We start from the raw sequence: 18312 nt of genomic DNA, 5'->3' as shown, positions 1-18312 counted from the left end.
CCAACCAATTTCGAATTTTTGTATCTCTAACATACCATGAAAAAACTCCTATTTTTGCTTTGTATCGGTCTTGCTTTTGCTTCTTGTAAGAAGCGCGATAAAGCAATGTGGGATACGGATTGGCAAGTTCCGCTTGTCCATGACAGCCTGACTATGTCTGATCTGCTTGCTGATTCCCTGCTGACGGTAGTCTCGGGAAATTATGTGTTGGACATCAATTCTTCTTTGTTTGAGTTTAAATTAAGTGATTTTGTAGAACTGCCCGATACCAGTGTGCGGAATACGTTTAATATGGCTTTAAACATCACTGCTGCACCCGGAACCTCCTTTGTGAATAATGTGGAAGAGCATGTCATCGACCTGGGAGAAGTACAATTAAAAAAAATCCGTGTGAAACAGGGTGGAGTGCAACTGAAGGTGTTTAATCCTATTGCAACAAAAACCCTCTTTACGATTCAGCTTCCGGGAGTTAAGAAGAACGGAGTGGTTTTGTCTCAAGATTTTATTGCTCCGGCAGGAACACAAAATAATCCGGGAATTGCTACCGGGTTTGTAGATTTGAGCGGGTATGAACTTGATCTGACCGGGGAATTCGGAACTTCATATAATAAAATTCAGTCTAAAATGCTGGTGAAATCAGATCCGGCCGGACCTGCAGTCACGGTTCTGACAACAGATACTATCATTTTTGAATTTAAGATGAACGATGTGCAATTGGATTATGCACGGGGTTATTTTGGAAATGAACTGGTTTCCGATACCGTATATGCTCAAATCGATGCAATGAATAATATTGCAGACGGACTAATGGATGTAGATGCAATGACTTTTGATCTGACCATAGAAAACGGCTTGAAAGTCAACGGTAAATTCAAAATAAACTCACTTAAAAATATCAATGCTACGGGAAATTCGGTTGCACTCAGCCATCCGAATATCGGCACGTGGAATACAATCAATGCGGCAACCGGGGCAAATGGAAATATTACACCAAGCAACACCACATTAAATTTTACACCGGGAAACAGCAATTTTGAGCAGTACGTAGAAAATCACGGAGCGAAGAATGAGTTGAGTTTCCAGCTTCAAATGAATCCTTGGGGAAATGTTTCCGGCGGATGGGATGAGATTTATGATGCTTATCCTTTGAGGGTGAAATTAAACGGATTATTCCCGCTGAACATCGGTTTATCGGATTTGATCTTCCAGGATACCTTCGCCCTCAGCCTGGTGAATGATCCGAATAAAGCAAATGTAAAATCAGGTCAGATCTGGGTAAATGCAATGAATGCTTTTCCTTTTGAAGGAAACCTGGAACTTTATTTACTGGATGCAAATCATCAGACAGTGGCAGTGGTTTCGGGAACAAGTGCCATTGAATCCAGTGTATTCGGATCTGTGGTCAATGGAATTATGCAGAAGAAGAGTGTTGTTTACTTCCCCGTTTCCGAAGCAGTATGTGACGACATCGGGAAGGTAAAGTTTTGTATGATTAAGCTCAAACTGAATACTTACAATGCAGGTGGTGCAAATACGCAGGTTCCAATACCTGCAAATGCATTCTTCAAGTTTAAACTTGGTGCGAATCTAACTATTGAAAATCACTTGTAATGAACAAACTCTTTTTTGCGGTCATATTCATTTTTACAGCAGGTAATTCGCTCTTCTCTCAATCTACCTTTCCTGTTTTCAGGGATAGTCTTTTACAGAGCAATCGTTTACTCATTAATGGCAATTTTGATGCTACGGGAACTTCAATGAAGAAGGAATTCGTAAATACCTTAGCATTTGGTGGTTACATCGATTCGGAAATGAAGGATCGAACACTTAAGTCACACAGGGCAAACAATCGCTTCGGAACTTTCGGATCAGGCGAAATTACCTATGTTTCGGGTGCTACGAATTTATTTAAATCCGGAAAGTATTCCTGGCTGGTAAAGGGAGGGTATTACCTTGTCGGAAATGTGAATTACACGAAGGACGCTTTCAAACTGACATTTTACGGTAACAGCTATTTGGGAGCAGATACGGCTAACTTAACAGGCACCCGCATTTCAGGAATGCAGTTCCAGAAAGCAGGGTTTGGGTTTTACCATAAAAAAACAGGAAGTTCTTTGACCCTGAATGTGGTGAATGTACAAAATCAATTCGGTGGCTATATCCGCACAGGGAAACTGTCACAAGATCCCAACCTGGATTCCATAAGTCTCCGCCTGAACGGTGATATGACTTATTCAAAAGGAAAAGAATTCAGTAAAGGTCTCGGTTTTGTGGTAGATTTTGATTTTTACCTGAAAGTTCCCTGGTTAAAGGATTCAGCAACCTTCCAGTTTTCGATTCAGAATTTAGGAGCAGCCTACATGTTTGAGCCTCAAACACAGTATAGTGCCGATTCAACTTACAGATACAGTGGTTTTACATTGGATCAGATCAAGAATAACGGGAACCTTTTCGGAGATGATTTTTCACTGCTTGACTCATTGAACATAGAAAAGAAAGAAGTGAAACGTTGGGTGATGGTTCCTGCATACATTCAAATCATGAAGTTAGTGGACCTCGAGTCAGCTAAAAAATTACAAAGTTTCTTCGGGATTCGTTTTTACCCGACAATTGGAATTGTTCCGACAGGTTTTGTGGGATTGTTTTATCGTTTTGTACCACGTGTTTCTGTATCCGCCAATGCTGCTTTCGGAGGTTCTTCAATTGTAAGAGGTGGATTAATGCTCGGGTATCATGGAAACAAGGTCGGAGTTCAATTGGGTACGGACGATATTTACGGTTTGGTATCTAAAAAAGGGTATGGTCAATCAGCATTAATTCGTTTGTCATGGGTGTTCTAAGATATTTAGTTGTTTTGCTTTTGCTTGCATATTCTTTGGAATCCAAAGGACAGATTGCATTTTACCACGTTTTTGGTGGCGGCGGATATGACAAAGCAGAAGGTGTAGCACAACTGCCCGACAGCAGTTACATTGTTACCGGTTCTTCTTCCAGTTTTGAAGATGCTCCCTCACAAGCCTTCCTTCTGAAATTAAACAAGCAAGGTTTTCATGTTTGGTCTAAGGAATACGGTGGCGCCGAGTTTGAGGAAGGACGAAGAGTGATTTTTGTTCCGGGTTACGGATACTATATCGTTGGAACTTCTTCCAGTAACGGCACGGGAGGCTTTGACGGATATGTTGTTTTTACTGACCTGGCTGGAAATCAGCAATGGGAAAAATGGTATGACAACGGTGGATGGGAACGCTTTCACGATGCCATTTTACTGCCCGATACAAGTATTGTCATGTTAGGAGAATCGGATGCGAACCAGCAGCAAGTTGCTGACCGCTATTTTACACGCATTGATAAAGATGGTAATGAGATTTGGAGCCATCAGGCAGGTGGAATCGGCCTGGATTATCTGAATAAAGGGGTTTTGGTTACCGACAGCACATTTGCAGTTGTTGGTACCGGATATTTGGCTGATTCATTAAAATCAAAAGCATACATCGGATATTATCATTTTGACGGTACTTTACTTTGGGACACCTTGACAGGAAGTAACGGGGAATATATTTTGAATGATATTCAGCTGGTTTCAAATACCTTGAAGTGCGTTGGAGAAGGAGTGAAAACCGGAAAGACCGATTCAGACAATTACTGTGTTTTTCTCAACCCGGATGGTGATTTTGTTGCAACAGATGACAGCTATGCCGATCATCCGAGCAGGTATGTGGGATTCGTTAATTACACTGCCGCACCGGGAGATAAATATTTTGTAGTAACGCAGGGAAATGATCCTCAATATTCCTATGCCGGAGGCGAAGACTTCGTAATTAACCTATTTGCTTCTGCATTTTACTGGGGTGGTTACGGAGGTGGTTACAACGGTTTGGGCCAGGATCAAATGAATCAGATCATTCAAACCAACGATGGTTTTGCAGTGTTGGTTGGTTATCACACGGATCCCGGTTTCAGCACAGGCGGAAGTTCTTTGTTCATTGTTAAGCTTGGAAATGACTATGCTTTTCCGGCAAGTGGAAATCCAATCATTTACAGCATTTTAAAGGTGGAGGATTTGGAAAATAACACGGATATCACCATTTATCCGAATCCCTTTACAGAATCAATTCAGATTGATGCCTCAGAACCGCTTGAATACATGGAGGTTCTTGATCTTACGGGAAAGCAAATCTACACATCCCGTTCTCAAATTTCCTCCATTGAAACTTCTTCCTGGCAAAAAGGAACTTACATTATGCGTTGTCAGTCGAATGGAAGTTGGTATACAGCAAAGCTGATGAAGTTGTAAGCGGATTAATAGAAATTAAGCTAGCGCGAACTTCATAGCTCGTGCTCCCGAGTCTCATTCGCGCTAACTCTAACAAGTTATTAGAACATCCTGAATAAATACCATCCTACTTGCCGGACCTTATATATCCCGTACTTATCTCGATATTTGTACTGATTTTAACAAAAATTCCCTGGGCCGCTGCGCGGGAATCAGGCATCCGATAATCCGGAATTAGAATAATTTAACTTCTTGTCTAAAAAATAAAGGTTCCTTTTCAGTATCTTTTCTCCTATGTAATTAAACGTACCTCACTTTACTTGGTTTGCAGGTTATCGCCATCAATTAAAATATAATTGTTATGGAAGAAAAAAAACGAGCACCAATTAGCCGGAAAGACCGTAAAAAAGCACTTACACCGGAAGAGAAAAAAAAGCGAAGAAGAAAACGCCGGATTATCTGGGGTTCGATCATTGTGGTACTGATTGTTTTCAGACTCTTTTTACCTTATATCGTTTTGAAGTATGTTAATGGTAAACTCGCAAACCTCGAAGAGTATTACGGGCATGTCGAAGATATCGATATTCATCTGTACCGCGGAGCTTACGAGATCAAAGACATTCGTCTTCTGAAAAAAGTAGATAAAGGTGCCGGGAAAGATACGATTCCCTTCTTCAAATCTCCGTCCATTGATCTTTCTATTGAATGGAAAGCTATTTTCCATGGTTCGATAGTTGGTGAGATCAGTGTGGAGCAACCGGTTGTGAATTTCGTGAAAGAGAAGCACAAGGGAGAAGATGTAAAAGCAGATACGGCAGATTTCGCACAATTGGTTGATGATTTGATGCCTGTAACGATCAACCGTTTTGATATCCACAACGGAGAGATCCACTACCGCGATCTGGAAGCAAAACCAAAGCTGGATATTGCAATGAAAAACATCAATATAACGGCAACCAACCTGACAAATGTAACGGATAGCAAGGAAATACTTCCGGCAACCCTTAAAGCAACCGCGGAAGCATATGAAGGGAAGTTTTCACTAAACGCGAAATTCGACGGACTGGCGAAAGTTCCCACCTTTGACATGAATACTGCCATGAAAGGTCTGAACCTGGTGTTGCTGAATGATATGCTTAGGGAATATGGTAATTTTGATGTAAAAAAAGGTACCTTTAGCATGTATGGTGAATTTGCTGCTAAAGACGGCAAGTTCGGAGGTTATGTAAAACCATTCCTGAAAGATCTGGATGTGGTGCAATGGAATAAGCAGGAAGGTGATTTCAAACAGATTTTGTGGGAAACACTTGTTGCCAGTGCGGCCGAAATTCTTCAGAATCAAAGTAAGGAACAGCTTGCTACTAAGGTTCAGTTCGGAGGAACGTTCGATAAGGTCAATTTAAATAAGTGGAGAGCAATCAGTTATGTATTGCGCAATGCCTTTTTGCATGCTCTTCGTCCCGCAATGGATAATTCCATTAGCATTAATAACCTGCAGGAAGACGGGAAAAAGACTTTCCTGGAAAAAGTGTTTGGGAGTGGGGATAACAAGAAAAAAGAAGCCCGAAAAGAAAGACGCGCCAAACGTAAAAGTGAAAGGAAGAAGAAAAAATGATGCTAAAAATCCGATTCAGACATGTTTTATTGATCTTGTTATTGGGAGTTGTCGGTTATGCCATCTATTTCTTTATTCAGAGACAGAAAATGCTTAACCTGCTGGTTCCGCAAGTAACGGAAATCACCTTGATTAAAGCAGATATTCATACAGATACTGCTTATTTGGAGGTGAATACAATTGTTGTCAATAAGGCACCTTACGACATGAATATAGACAGCGTTGTTTGCGAGCTTTCATTGGGAGGAACCAAATTGGTGTCAACGAGTCAGTATGTAGGTCTGAAACAGAAAAGTGGAGAATCGGATTCAGTCCAGTTCGCGGTTAAAATTCCGATCAGTCATACACGCAACAAGATCCTAAGCTTGCAAAATCAGGATTCTACGGGACTTACAATTGAAGCAACGATAGTTTACTCCGGTTTTAGGCTTCCTTTTGTCAGAAGCAAGAAAATCGAAGTTCCGGTTCCTCCGCAATTTAAGGTCATTAAGACGGAGAAAAGCGATTTGAGATTGTTCAAGAAGGATGTTCATGTAGATCTTTTTTTGGGTGTTATTAATGAAGGGAAAAATTTATCATTGGATATTCACGATATTCAGTATGAATTGATTGTGGGTAACGATTTGGTCTCGAGAGGAAAATTGGGGAAAGATATTGCCATCAAACCACAGTCTTCTCAAATTATAAAATTCCCTTTGGACATAAAAATGAAACAGCCGCTGGTCACCATTTTTAAGATCTGGGGTGATAACGACCGGGTACCATTCCGTATCATGCTCAGTGGATATCTGGATGCAGGTAAAATGAAACGGATCCCAACTGTGATCTTTGCTTCCGGTCATATGGAAATAGTGAATGAACAGAAGAAAAAGGCTGAAAAGAAACGTGAGAGGAAAGCCAAAAAGAAAAAGAGAATGGAGAAGAGGGAGGATAGAAAGGACGAAAGGGAAGAGAAAAGAGAGGATAGAAGGGAGCAGAGAGAAGAAAAGAACTGATCAAATTAACAGTAACTATTGCTCTGATTAGGAATTGGCATTTGTTTTTTTATACTAATTAAAGTCGTAAATTTGCCTCGCCGAGTAACCTGAATAATACCCTAGTTAGCCTGGATTCCACCTTCAGGGTTTCATTTAGAAGTTGTTTGGTCTAACTTTTTTTTTATGAGATCAATCCTATTCTTTTTCGCTTTATTTTTTGGAATAAATGCCGGATATTCCCAACTAAATGGTGCTTACACAATAGGCGGGACGACACCGAACTATTCAACGATTACTGCTGCAGTAAATGATCTCATTGCACAAGGAGTTAGTGGTCCGGTAATTTTCAATATCCGTTCCGGAATCTATAATGAACACGTTATTATTCCACAAATTACCGGTGCTTCCCAGACGAATAACATTATTTTTCAAAGTGAGGTTTTGGATTCTTCACTTGTACGCTGGGAATTCAATAACACGGTTTTGGCAGATAATTATGTCTGTAAACTGAATGGCGCGGATTATATTTCCTTACGCCACCTGACCCTGGCACGTGAACTTTCATCTTCCCAGGGAAGTCGCACAGTTATTTTTGAAAACGGCGCAAACAATAATCGGGTGGAGCATTGCAGATTGCTGGGACGGATCAGTTCAGGTCACGATTATAGTGTCATCTATTCACCCAATACCATCGATACCGCAAATTATATCGGGTATAATAAGATCGTGGGCGGATATACCAGTATTGGTCTGACAGGGTTGAACGCTACCACTTTGGAAGGAGGAACAGTGATCGAATACAACCAGGGAAGCAGTTCACTTTATTCGATGAAGATTTCCTATCAGAACCGATTCAAGATAATGCAGAATACCTTCAACGGTCCAATGGATCTTGATTATTTCAACGGGAAAAGTAAATTGATTAATAATACGCTGATAGGTGGAGGACTGGATATCAATGATCACCTCACGACCTCAATGGATTCGTTAATAATAGCCGGAAACATGCTAAACGGGACCACCAGCTATGCACTTCATTTAATCAACTGTCCGAAAGTATATGTGTTTCACAATACCATGTATTCCGCATTAAGCAGTTCCAGTATCGGAGGGGTTTTTTACAGTGAAAATTGTAATTTGAGTTATGCCAATAACATTGTACAGAACACATCTACCGGATATGCGGCATATTTTTCATCTAATACCAATCTGACGGCGGATTACAATATTTATTATTCCGCCTCAAGTACGAATTTGATCTGGAGAACATCGTCCTATTCAACCTTAACTAATTGGCAAAACATAACACCTTTCGATGATCATTCATATCAATCGATCACCAACTTTATCGGAACGAACAACCTGCATATTTTTGCGGATATCGAAGCAAGTAACAATGCCTTGGTATTAGCAGGAATGGTGAAAGATTTGGACGGTGATATCCGCTCCGGTACTCCGGATATCGGTGCAGATGAATTTGATAATCCGGATCATGAAGCCGGTGCAGTTAAATTGATGAATATACCAACCCAGATTTGCTCCGGAACAATTCCTTTGGTAGCTGCTATCAGAAATTACGGAGATATCAATATGACTTCCGTAACTGTTAATTGGAGTGTGAATGGAATAGTTCAGCCGGTTGTTAACTGGAACGGTTCAGTCTCCCCGGGTGACAGCGCATTTGTAACACTTTCGAATTTTTATTTTGCACCAAGCAGTACCTACAATTTTATTGTCTGGACAACTTCACCAAACGGTCAGGTCGATGCCGTTCCTTCGAATGACAGCTATACAAATACGCCTGTTTACACGATGATGCAGGGCTCTTACACGGTGGGGGGAGTAAGTCCGGATTACCCGACAATCAGTTCATGTATTTCAGCACTGATTCAGCGTGGAGTATGTGGTCCGGTGGTTTTCAATATCCGTCCCGGAGTTTATAATGAGTATCTCAATTTCGATGGGAATAGCATGAATGGCTTGTCATGGATTAATACAGTCACTTTTCAATCGGAAACGCTGGATTCAACTTCTGTTGAAATGAGCTATTCAAATTCATCAAGTTCTCCTTTATGGATGATCGATACCTGGAGAGCCAAGCATTTAACTTTTCGTTATATGACCTTTACGCGTTTATTGTTGTCAAGTTGGGGCAACAAAAACAACATGCTTACTTTTGACATGGCGAATCACATTACGATTGAAAATTGTGTTTTTCGTTCACACACCAACCTGATAGGTAAGGGACTGGAGTTTGACAGGTCTTCTAACATTGAAATCCGTAATTGTGTCTTCAAATCAATGTATAGCTGTGTGCGTGTCGGGTACGATGCAATATCTCAGGATTCAAATGTGAGTATTCAAAACAATCAATTTTTCAATTTCAGGGAAAAAGCATTGGTTGCTTATTCTATAGAAGATTCACTGGAGATCAAAAACAATTATTTCACCAATGATTCCTTGATATTAACTGATGGACTGACTACTTATGCAGAAGCATTGCTGGCAACTCTTTGTGGTGGAGTGGTTGAAATTATGAGTAATCGTATTGAGGGACGTTATGGGGAAACAGCAATGCATGTGAGCTGTATGAACGGAACACCTGCATACAAAGTCAAAGTGCATAATAATTTTGTGTCTGTAGCCTGTGGATATGCTTCCGGCGGCGGCGGACAGGGAACAATAGCACTTGTTACCTATACAAATAACTATGTGGATTTTCAGTACAATACCTTCCATATGTATGGAGTTTCATGGTCTCTGAACGATAAGTATTGCCGCGCAGCCGTTGAAATCCGACCAATACCTGCTTCCCAGAATATCCGCTTTAAGAACAATATCATAATGGCAGATAGCGTGTATGCATTTTTTAGTTTCCCTACTGACTGGAATACAACCGTTTTTTCCGATTTTGATCACAATAATTTTTATTACAGCGGAGCATCGCCTGCAGTTATGGCGAGTGTGGGAATCTGGCCTGGAAACTGGAATGCAAACTCTGTTTCGATCAATCCGTTATTTTATTCAAAAAGAGATTTACATGTCTTGAACCCGCAGTTGGCAATGGGAATTGCTGTTCCAGCGCCTGTGGTTCCAGATGACATTGACGGAGATTTGAGAAACCATCCGACAGTAGGAGCCGATGAAGGAAATTTTGATCCGATAAATATCGGAAGTATTCAAACAAAAGTGGAAAGCGATTGTGACAGTGCAAAAGTATTTGCAAAAGTCTTTAATTATTGTTTGGATACAATTACCTCCTTTAAACTTGGGGCGGTGTCGAATGGAATGCCATCACCACTGTATGACTGGAGCGGAGTGCTGTACCCGGGGGATACAACAGCTTGGATCCAGATCGGAGGATTTGCACAAACAAACGGACAGATATATCAGGTAAAAACCCTTACATCTTTGCCAAATACTCTGGCTGATCAGTTTATTCCAAATGATACAAGCTCGTTGGTTATTTATACAGCTGCTGTAAATACAGATACAATTAATCTCGGAGATGATCTTACTGGTTGTGCTTCTGATTCAGTTTTATTGAGTAACAATTCTCCTGGCGTTTTCACTGGATTAATGTGGAGTACTTCTGAAACGAGTGAAAGTATTTATGTGAATTCCAGCGGTACGTATACTTTAACAGGAACCAATATTTCAGGTTGTATCTCTACCGATACTGTAGTTGTAAATTTAAGCACACCGGTTGCCATATCCTTAACTCAGGTGGGAGATACACTTTTCACTTCTGTTTCCGGAGGTGCAATTGCGTGGTATCATAATAATTCATTGCTTCCGGGCGAAACAGATACCACTTTGGAGTTAAGCAGTTTCGGTGCTTTTTATTCTACAATGACCGATTCCATTGGTTGCATATCTTATTCCGATACTTTGCAAATAGAAAACTTCAGGGATGCAGGTATTCAGGATTTCCACTTCGATCATGAATGCGCAACAACAGCAATTTCAGTTGATGTGAAGAATTTTGGAACTCAAAACATTACTTCATTGGAATTTGAATTAATGGTAGATGGAGTTGTGGTAAGTACACCGGTTTGGACAGGAATTTTAGCAAACGGAGATACGCTTGAAAGTTTTGTTCTGGCAACGGTTCCTCATACTTTTGGACAAGTTCATACGATAAATGTAACAACCGAACTTCCGAATAATGATATCGACTTGTTTTCTTTGAATGATCAGTTAATTACAACATATCATTTACAGCAGCCTAATTTTACTCTGGGTTCGGATACGGTGATCTGCATCGGGAATTCCATTCAATTGTATCCATCCGATAGTTTGAATTTTTCAGGCTTTAATTGGTCGACTGGTGAAACAAATGCTTTAATAATAACCGCCCAGGAGGGACTTTTCGTCCTTGAAGCGATTGATAACTTTGGTTGCGTCCGCACAGATTCGATTGAAATAATCGTGGGAGGTGATGTTCAGCCTGTAATCAGTTTTTCAAACGGAACACTTTATTCTTCAATGAGTACCGGTAACCAATGGCGTTTAAATACGAATCCGATCAGTAATGCAACAGCGGACAGCTTTGTACCCACTCAGAATGGAAATTACACGGTAGTCTATACAGATGAATACGGTTGTGAGGCAATCAGTGCGGTATACGTGGTTTCAACTGCAGGAATGATAGAAAGTGAGCAGACGTTCAGTATTTATCCGAATCCGGCAAGTGACCTTTTGAATATTGTAAGTGATAAGACTGGAACTCTAGATTACAGAATTACAGATGTTAGCGGGAAATTGGTGCAAACCGGGAAAATATCCCCAAATGCAAAGGTAATTTCATTGAATAATCTGCAATCCGGGACCTATTACATTACTTTATCAGGTTCGAATTCGACACTTCGTTTTATCAAATAATTGGGTCAATGAGATTTGATGTGTGTTTCTTTTGAAGCACACATCTACCAGATAAATGCCTCTTCGTCGAACCAGTTGTTGTGTACACGCATGGTTTGCTCAATAATATCTCTCACACAACCTCTGCCTCCAAGATACGGTGACTGGTAATGTGAAATATGCTTGATCTCCATAGCGGAATCCTGCGGGCAAGCTGCCATTCCAACCAATTGCATCACCTGGTAATCTGGAAGATCATCGCCCATATACAAAACTTCTTCGTCCTTTAAGCTGTGTTTCTCCTTCAATTGCTCATATACTTTCACCTTATGAGATGAGCGCAGATGAACCTCGGAAACACCTAAATGGATCAAACTGTTTTTGACATCTTCCGAGTTCCCTCCCGTAATGACAAATACTTTATATCCTTTCTTTACCGCGTATTGAATGGCATAACCATCTTTGGAATACAAGCCGCGCAATAATTCTCCGTGATAGGGATAAACGATTCCGTCAGTCAAAACACCATCAATATCAAAGATGAAGGTAGAAATGTTATTCAGTCGCTCTTTGTAGCTAATCATCTTATTTGTGGTGTTTGATAATACTTTTGGTGAGTGTTTGGTAGATGTTTTTCTGATCCGGTTTCAATAACTGTAAATGTTTTTGAATGGTGCTCTGATCATTGCGCACCGCCGGACCGGTTAAAATATCGTGCGGATTGTTCGTTTGAATTTTCTCCATTGTTTGATTGATCAGAGGTTTCAGCCAATCAAATTCAATCTGATGTTCGTCACAGTAATGTGCAGCCAGATCGATGATGTGATTAGTGAAGTTATTGGCAAATACGGCAGCAACGTGCAGGTATTGTCGTTTGTCTTCCGATAGTTCAATAGCGTTGCCACTAAATTCCATGGCCAGTTTCATCAGGAAATCATTGAATTTGGTGTCTTTTGCCTCAATAAAAAGAGGTAGGCCCTGCCAATGAATACTTTGATCAGCCTTGAAGCTTTGCAAAGGGTAGAATGTCCCCACCGGGTATTTTGTTTTGAGATGATTCAGGTTCACTGTTCCGGAAACCGAAACCACCGGAGCGTATTTTGAAACAAGCTGGATCATTTCCGTCATCGTGTTGTCATTTACTGCGCAAAACACAATATCAAAGTCAATGAATTCCTTAAAATCATTGGTGAACTGCACCTCCTTTGCAGCAATAGAATCAGGTAAGTTATTTCCTGAACGCGAGTAAACAGTCAAACGGGTATGTCCTAATTCGATCAGGCGCTGGAGAAAATGAATTCCCACATTTCCCATTCCTACAATTCCAATTTTTAATTTTTGGCTCATAGTTCAAATATATGGTTTATTGATAAATTGTAGGAACGCGATGCATCGCGTCCCTACAATTTTTTAAATCTCGTCCCTACAAAAAAGGCGATTCTTTCGAACCGCCTCATATTTTATTTTCCGTGACATTGTTTGTATTTCTTTCCGCTTCCGCAAGGACAAGGATCATTTCGACCTATTTTGGGTTCCGTTGAAACGATCGGCTGCTGTTTCTCGCGTTGTGGTGCCGAATTACGCATGGCTTCATCGTATCCTTCACTTCCGCTGAAACGAGGCATTTCAGTACTTGATGACGTGGATTCGATCTGTGCCTTTTCGTAATTATTTTGAGCTACTTCTTTGTTCGTAGTTTTAATGTCATCCAGTTGATCTCTCGGAACATCTGCTTTCACAAGGAATTCAACAGTTTCATTACTCAAACGTGCGTTCATTGCTTTAAACAATTCAAATGATTCCAATTTGTAGATCAGCAAAGGATCTTTTTGTTCGTATACCGCCTGCTGAACAGAAGTACGCAAATCATCCATTTCCCGCAAATGCTCTTTCCACTCGTTATCGATCATTCCCAATACGATATTGCGTTCCAATGCGCTTGGAATAGAAGCTCCGTTTGATTCATAAGCTTCTTTCAGGCTCACAACCAAAGGCATTGTTTTTACTCCGTCGGTAATAATGAATTGGATATTTTGGTATTGAGACATGTTTTCAAAAACATGCTTCACCTGAGGCATTGAAATTTCAGCCAAACGCTTATTCTTCTGGTTGTAATGTTCCATTACGCCATCGTATAAATCGTTTACCAGGTCATCGTATTTAGCTGTTTTGAACTGTTGTTCGGAAACAGGGGAATCAATACCGATTATACGGATCATATCCAGGTTGAAGTTTTCGTAAGAACCGTTTTGATGAGCCGTTACCAATCCTTCAATTACATCATAGAACATGTTTGAGACATCGACACCTAAACGATCTCCGAATAAGGCATTGTGACGTTTCTTATAAATTGCTTTACGTTGTGCATTCATTACATCATCGTATTCCAATAAACGTTTACGAACACCGAAATTGTTCTCTTCCACTTTTTTCTGAGCACGTTCAATTGATTTGGAAACCATTCCATGTTGGATGACTTCTCCTTCTTTCAAACCAAGACGGTCCATAATTTTTGCAATACGCTCAGAACCAAACTTCCGCATCAAATCATCTTCCAATGAAACAAAGAAACTGGAAGTACCCGGATCTCCTTGACGACCCGCACGACCACGTAACTGTCTGTCTACACGACGGGAATCATGTCTTTCAGTACCGATGATCGCTAAACCTCCTGCCTCTTTAACACCTTCTCCCAATTTGATATCGGTACCACGACCAGCCATGTTTGTTGCAATCGTTACAGCCCCTGCTTTACCGGCATTGGCTACAATTTCAGCTTCTTTTTGGTGGTATTTCGCGTTCAATACCTGGTGAGGAATGTTGCGCATTTTCAACATGCGACTCAGTAACTCGGAGATCTCAACTGTGGTTGTACCAACCAATACAGGTCTTCCGGCTTCAACCAATTTGTTTACTTCGTCAATAACTGCAGCATATTTTTCACGTGCAGTTTTGAAAACCATGTCGTTGTCATCTTTACGTGTAATCGGACGATTGGTAGGGACAACTACTACGTCTAATTTGTAAATATCCCAGAATTCTTTTGCTTCCGTTTCAGCTGTACCCGTCATACCGGCAAGCTTGTGATACATACGGAAGTAATTTTGAAGAGTAACGGTTGCATATGTTTGTGTAGCAGCCTCAACTGTTACATTTTCTTTTGCTTCAATAGCCTGGTGTAGTCCGTCAGAATAACGGCGACCTTCCATGATACGTCCGGTTTGTTCATCAACAATCTTGATCTTGTTATCCATAATGACATATTCCACTTCTTTTTCGAAAAGGGTATATGCTTTCAATAATTGGGAAACAGAATGGATGCGTTCTGATTTAACAGTATAATCGCGAATCAATATTTCTTTTTGGCTTGCAAACTCTTCCTTCTCCAGGTTTTGTTTTTGCAAACGCGTAATTTCAGTTGAAATATCCGGCATCACGAAGAAATTGCGGTCCTCGTTACCGGAAATCAGATCAATTCCTTTTTCGGTTAATTCAACGGTGTTTTGCTTTTCATCAATTACAAAGAATAGCTCAACGTCGATCTTCTTCATTTGCTTACCTTGCTCAGCCATGTATTGATTCTCTACTTTTTGCAAGTGAGATTTGATACCCGGTTCAGATAAGAATTTATGAAGTGCTTTGTTTTTTGGTAAACCTCTGTGAGCGCGCAGCAAAGCAATTCCACCTTGCTCCAATGCAGTTTTTTGGTCCATTCCTTCTACAGTTCCGCCATTGATGACAGTCAGTAATTTTTTAGCATCCGCTAAGGCCTGGTTTACATATTTGCGTTGTTCTTCCACGATCAATTCTACTCGTGGTTTCAATTCGTAGAATTCGTGCTGTTCTCCTTTCGGAGTTGGTCCTGAGATGATCAAAGGTGTACGTGCATCATCAATCAATACTGAATCGACCTCATCGACAATAGCAAAGTGGTGTTTACGCTGAACCAAATCTTCCACGGCACTTGCCATGTTATCACGCAGGTAATCGAACCCGAATTCGTTGTTTGTTCCAAAAGTGATGTCTGCCAGGTAAGCCTGTCTGCGGGATTCAGAGTTCGGTTGATGTTTATCGATACAATCTACCGTTAAACCATGGAATTGGTACAAAGGTCCCATCCATTCGGAGTCACGTTTTGCAAGGTAATCATTCACCGTTACAACATGAACACCTTTCCCTGACAACGCGTTCAGGTAAACAGGAAGTGTTGCCACCAATGTTTTACCTTCACCTGTTTGCATTTCGGCAATATTTCCGCGGTGCAATACAGCACCACCCATTAGCTGAACATCGTAATGAACCATTACCCATTCTACTGAAGCACCGGCAGCAGTCCATTTGTTGCTCCAAACAGCCTGGTCGCCTTCAATAGTGATTCCATCTTTTTTAGCAGCCAGATCTTTATCCAGTTCCGTTGCAGTAACGGTTAGTTTACCATTTACCGCCCAGCGTCTGGCAGTTTCTTTTACAACAGCAAATGCTTCAGGTAAAATTTCTTCCAATACCTTTTCAATGATCACATTTACTTCTTTCTCTTTGGAATCAATGCTTTCATAGATTGCCTCTTTTTGATGTAAAGGCATATTGATATCATTTGCTTTATTAGTCAGATCAGCAATTTCTGCTTCCAGACCTGAAATAGCATCCTGAACCTGTTTTCTGAACTTAGCTGTTCTACCACGTAGTGCGTCGTCAGACTCGTTTTGTAATGTGTTGAATATATCTCCAACTTGCTGAATAACAGGTTGGTATTTTTTCTGGTCAGTAGCTGACTTATCGCCTAAGATTTTCTTTAAAATTCCTCCTAACATGGTGTTTATTATAAATCGAAGCCAAAAATAATGAAATTCCCCGATGCTTCTATGATTAATGGTTGCTGTCTGTCATAAATTATTCCAAAACTTATTAAACTGACAGATTGTCCTGATTAACGTTTCAATGTCAGTTAGTTTGTTGGAAACAAATTCGAAATGTCGGTATTCCATGTCGCGAATATGCCTTATCTTTGCAGGCATGCAAGAAATGATAGTTATCCTGGATTTTGGATCGCAATACACGCAGCTGATTGCGCGCCGAGTACGTGAATTGAATGTTTATTGTGAAATCCATCCATGGAATAAAGTTCCCGAACTGGGAGCACATGTGAAAGGTGTGATTTTATCTGGAAGCCCTTTCTCAACAAGGGACCCTGAATCTCCAAAACCGGATTTAAGTGCTATAAAAGGAAAATACCCTTTGCTTGGAGTATGTTTCGGAGCCCAATACATGGCTCAGAACTTCGGCGGGGAGGTTCTTCCTTCAAGCATCCGGGAATATGGACGTGCAAACCTGTCTTTTGTTGATAATTCAAATGAACTGGTGACGGGAATGTCAATGGGTTCACAAGTTTGGATGAGTCACGGAGATACGATCAAACATGTTCCGGATTCCTATCACATCATTGCTTCTACAAAAGACGTAGACATTGCCGGATTTGCAATCAAAGGCGAATCTACTTACGGAATCCAGTTCCACCCGGAAGTTTATCACTCACTCGAAGGAGCAATCCTTTTAAAGAATTTTATTGTGGGAATTTGCGGCTGTTCTCAAGATTGGACACCGGATTCTTTCGTAGACAGCACAGTAGCAGAATTAAAAGCGAAACTTGGAAATGATAAAGTGATCCTTGGTTTATCCGGTGGAGTAGATTCTTCCGTGGCAGCTATGATCCTGCATCGCGCTATCGGAACAAACCTGCACTGCATTTTTGTAGATAACGGTTTATTGCGCAAGAATGAATTTAACTCCGTTTTGGAAAGTTATAAAGGTTTAGGATTGAATGTGAAAGGAGTGGATGCCACTTCAGATTTCTACAAAGCATTAGCGGGAGTATCGGATCCGGAATTGAAACGCAAGGCGATTGGAAAAGTATTCATTGATGTTTTTGATGCCGAATCAAAATTGGTTACGGATGCGCGTTGGTTGGGTCAGGGAACAATCTACCCGGATGTGATCGAATCTGTTTCTGTAAACGGCGGTCCTTCACAAACAATTAAATCTCACCACAATGTGGGAGGTTTGCCTGATTATATGAAATTACAAGTTGTCGAGCCTTTGAGATTATTATTCAAAGACGAGGTGAGACGAGTGGGGAGATCATTGGATCTGCCTGAGAATATTTTGAACAGACATCCTTTCCCGGGTCCCGGGCTTGGAATCCGCATCCTGGGAGAAGTTACAGCAGAAAAAGTACGCATTCTGCAGGAAGTTGATGCGATCTTTATTGACGGATTAAAAGAACACGGTTTGTACAACGATGTATGGCAGGCCGGTGCAATTTTCCTGCCGATTCAATCTGTTGGGGTAATGGGAGATGAAAGAACGTATGAGAATGCAGTTGCTTTACGGGCAGTGAGCTCTACGGATGGAATGACAGCAGACTGGTGTCACTTGCCTTACGAGTTTTTAGCCTTGATTTCCAATAAAATCATTAACCAGGTAAAAGGAATTAATCGTGTAACATACGATATCAGTTCCAAGCCACCGGCAACTATCGAATGGGAATAATGCTGGCATAACTCTTGGATTATAGAACCGTTATTTAA

General features: G+C 40.8%; 10 protein-coding genes. 7 read left to right on the top strand and 3 right to left on the bottom strand.

What is annotated here, in order from left to right; genetic code table 11:
- Window positions 1-36: 36 nt before the first annotated feature.
- The 6 genes from K0S23_RS05380 (at window position 37) to K0S23_RS05355 (ending at window position 11749) form a co-directional block, all read left to right on the top strand.
- Window positions 37-1611: a hypothetical protein gene (locus K0S23_RS05380; protein ID WP_300355322.1), complete on the top strand. Its 1575-nt coding sequence runs from the start codon at window positions 37-39 to the stop codon at window positions 1609-1611.
- A complete protein-coding gene (locus K0S23_RS05375; RefSeq protein ID WP_300355321.1) occupies window positions 1611-2840 on the top strand; it encodes a DUF5723 family protein in 1230 nt (409 codons plus the stop codon). The genes K0S23_RS05380 and K0S23_RS05375 overlap by 1 nt, the downstream gene beginning before the upstream one ends.
- Entirely contained in the window at window positions 2828-4294 is a 1467-nt protein-coding gene (locus K0S23_RS05370) for a T9SS type A sorting domain-containing protein (RefSeq protein ID WP_300355320.1), read from the top strand. Before K0S23_RS05375 ends, K0S23_RS05370 begins: the two co-directional genes overlap by 13 nt.
- 340 nt (window positions 4295-4634) lie before the next feature.
- The gene (locus K0S23_RS05365; RefSeq protein ID WP_300355319.1) at window positions 4635-5888 is read left to right on the top strand and encodes a DUF748 domain-containing protein; all 1254 of its coding nucleotides are present in this window, start codon (window positions 4635-4637) and stop codon (window positions 5886-5888) included.
- Window positions 5885-6883, top strand: a complete 999-nt coding sequence (locus tag K0S23_RS05360) for a hypothetical protein (protein ID WP_300355317.1) — start codon at window positions 5885-5887, stop codon at window positions 6881-6883. The genes K0S23_RS05365 and K0S23_RS05360 overlap by 4 nt, the downstream gene beginning before the upstream one ends.
- A gap of 165 nt (window positions 6884-7048) precedes the next feature.
- Window positions 7049-11749: a T9SS type A sorting domain-containing protein gene (locus K0S23_RS05355; RefSeq protein ID WP_300355315.1), complete on the top strand. Its 4701-nt coding sequence runs from the start codon at window positions 7049-7051 to the stop codon at window positions 11747-11749.
- 44 nt (window positions 11750-11793) lie between these two features.
- On the opposite strand, the gene K0S23_RS05350 is transcribed toward K0S23_RS05355, so the two are convergent.
- The 3 genes from K0S23_RS05350 to secA form a co-directional block, all read right to left on the bottom strand.
- Window positions 11794-12312: an HAD family hydrolase gene (locus K0S23_RS05350; RefSeq protein WP_300355313.1), complete on the bottom strand. Its 519-nt coding sequence runs from the start codon at window positions 12310-12312 to the stop codon at window positions 11794-11796.
- A gap of 1 nt (window position 12313) precedes the next feature.
- Window positions 12314-13075 carry a Rossmann-like and DUF2520 domain-containing protein gene (locus tag K0S23_RS05345; RefSeq protein WP_300355311.1) on the bottom strand — a complete coding sequence of 254 codons (762 nt, stop codon included), beginning with the start codon at window positions 13073-13075 and terminating at the stop codon, window positions 12314-12316.
- Between the two features lie 113 nt (window positions 13076-13188).
- On the bottom strand, window positions 13189-16539 hold the full coding sequence (gene secA / locus K0S23_RS05340; RefSeq protein ID WP_300355309.1) for a preprotein translocase subunit SecA: 3351 nt from the start codon (window positions 16537-16539) through the stop codon (window positions 13189-13191).
- 202 nt (window positions 16540-16741) lie between these two features.
- Between secA and guaA the strand changes: the two genes are divergently transcribed.
- Window positions 16742-18274: a glutamine-hydrolyzing GMP synthase gene (gene guaA, locus K0S23_RS05335; protein ID WP_300355308.1), complete on the top strand. Its 1533-nt coding sequence runs from the start codon at window positions 16742-16744 to the stop codon at window positions 18272-18274.
- The last annotated feature ends 38 nt before the right edge of the window (window positions 18275-18312 follow it).

The organism is Fluviicola sp., from assembly GCF_029266855.1.
Classification (GTDB): Bacteria; Bacteroidota; Bacteroidia; order Flavobacteriales_D; family Crocinitomicaceae; genus Fluviicola.
This window is presented reverse-complemented; position numbering and strand designations above follow the sequence as displayed.

Coding starts and splice junctions, on each gene's coding strand:
- K0S23_RS05380 (WP_300355322.1), top strand. CDS start 37: ATGAAAAAACTCCTATTTTTGCTTTGTATCGGTCTTGCTTTTGCTTCT.
- K0S23_RS05375 (WP_300355321.1), top strand. CDS start 1,611: ATGAACAAACTCTTTTTTGCGGTCATATTCATTTTTACAGCAGGTAAT.
- K0S23_RS05370 (WP_300355320.1), top strand. CDS start 2,828: ATGGGTGTTCTAAGATATTTAGTTGTTTTGCTTTTGCTTGCATATTCT.
- K0S23_RS05365 (WP_300355319.1), top strand. CDS start 4,635: ATGGAAGAAAAAAAACGAGCACCAATTAGCCGGAAAGACCGTAAAAAA.
- K0S23_RS05360 (WP_300355317.1), top strand. CDS start 5,885: ATGATGCTAAAAATCCGATTCAGACATGTTTTATTGATCTTGTTATTG.
- K0S23_RS05355 (WP_300355315.1), top strand. CDS start 7,049: ATGAGATCAATCCTATTCTTTTTCGCTTTATTTTTTGGAATAAATGCC.
- K0S23_RS05350 (WP_300355313.1), bottom strand. CDS start 12,312: ATGATTAGCTACAAAGAGCGACTGAATAACATTTCTACCTTCATCTTT.
- K0S23_RS05345 (WP_300355311.1), bottom strand. CDS start 13,075: ATGAGCCAAAAATTAAAAATTGGAATTGTAGGAATGGGAAATGTGGGA.
- secA (WP_300355309.1), bottom strand. CDS start 16,539: ATGTTAGGAGGAATTTTAAAGAAAATCTTAGGCGATAAGTCAGCTACT.
- guaA (WP_300355308.1), top strand. CDS start 16,742: ATGCAAGAAATGATAGTTATCCTGGATTTTGGATCGCAATACACGCAG.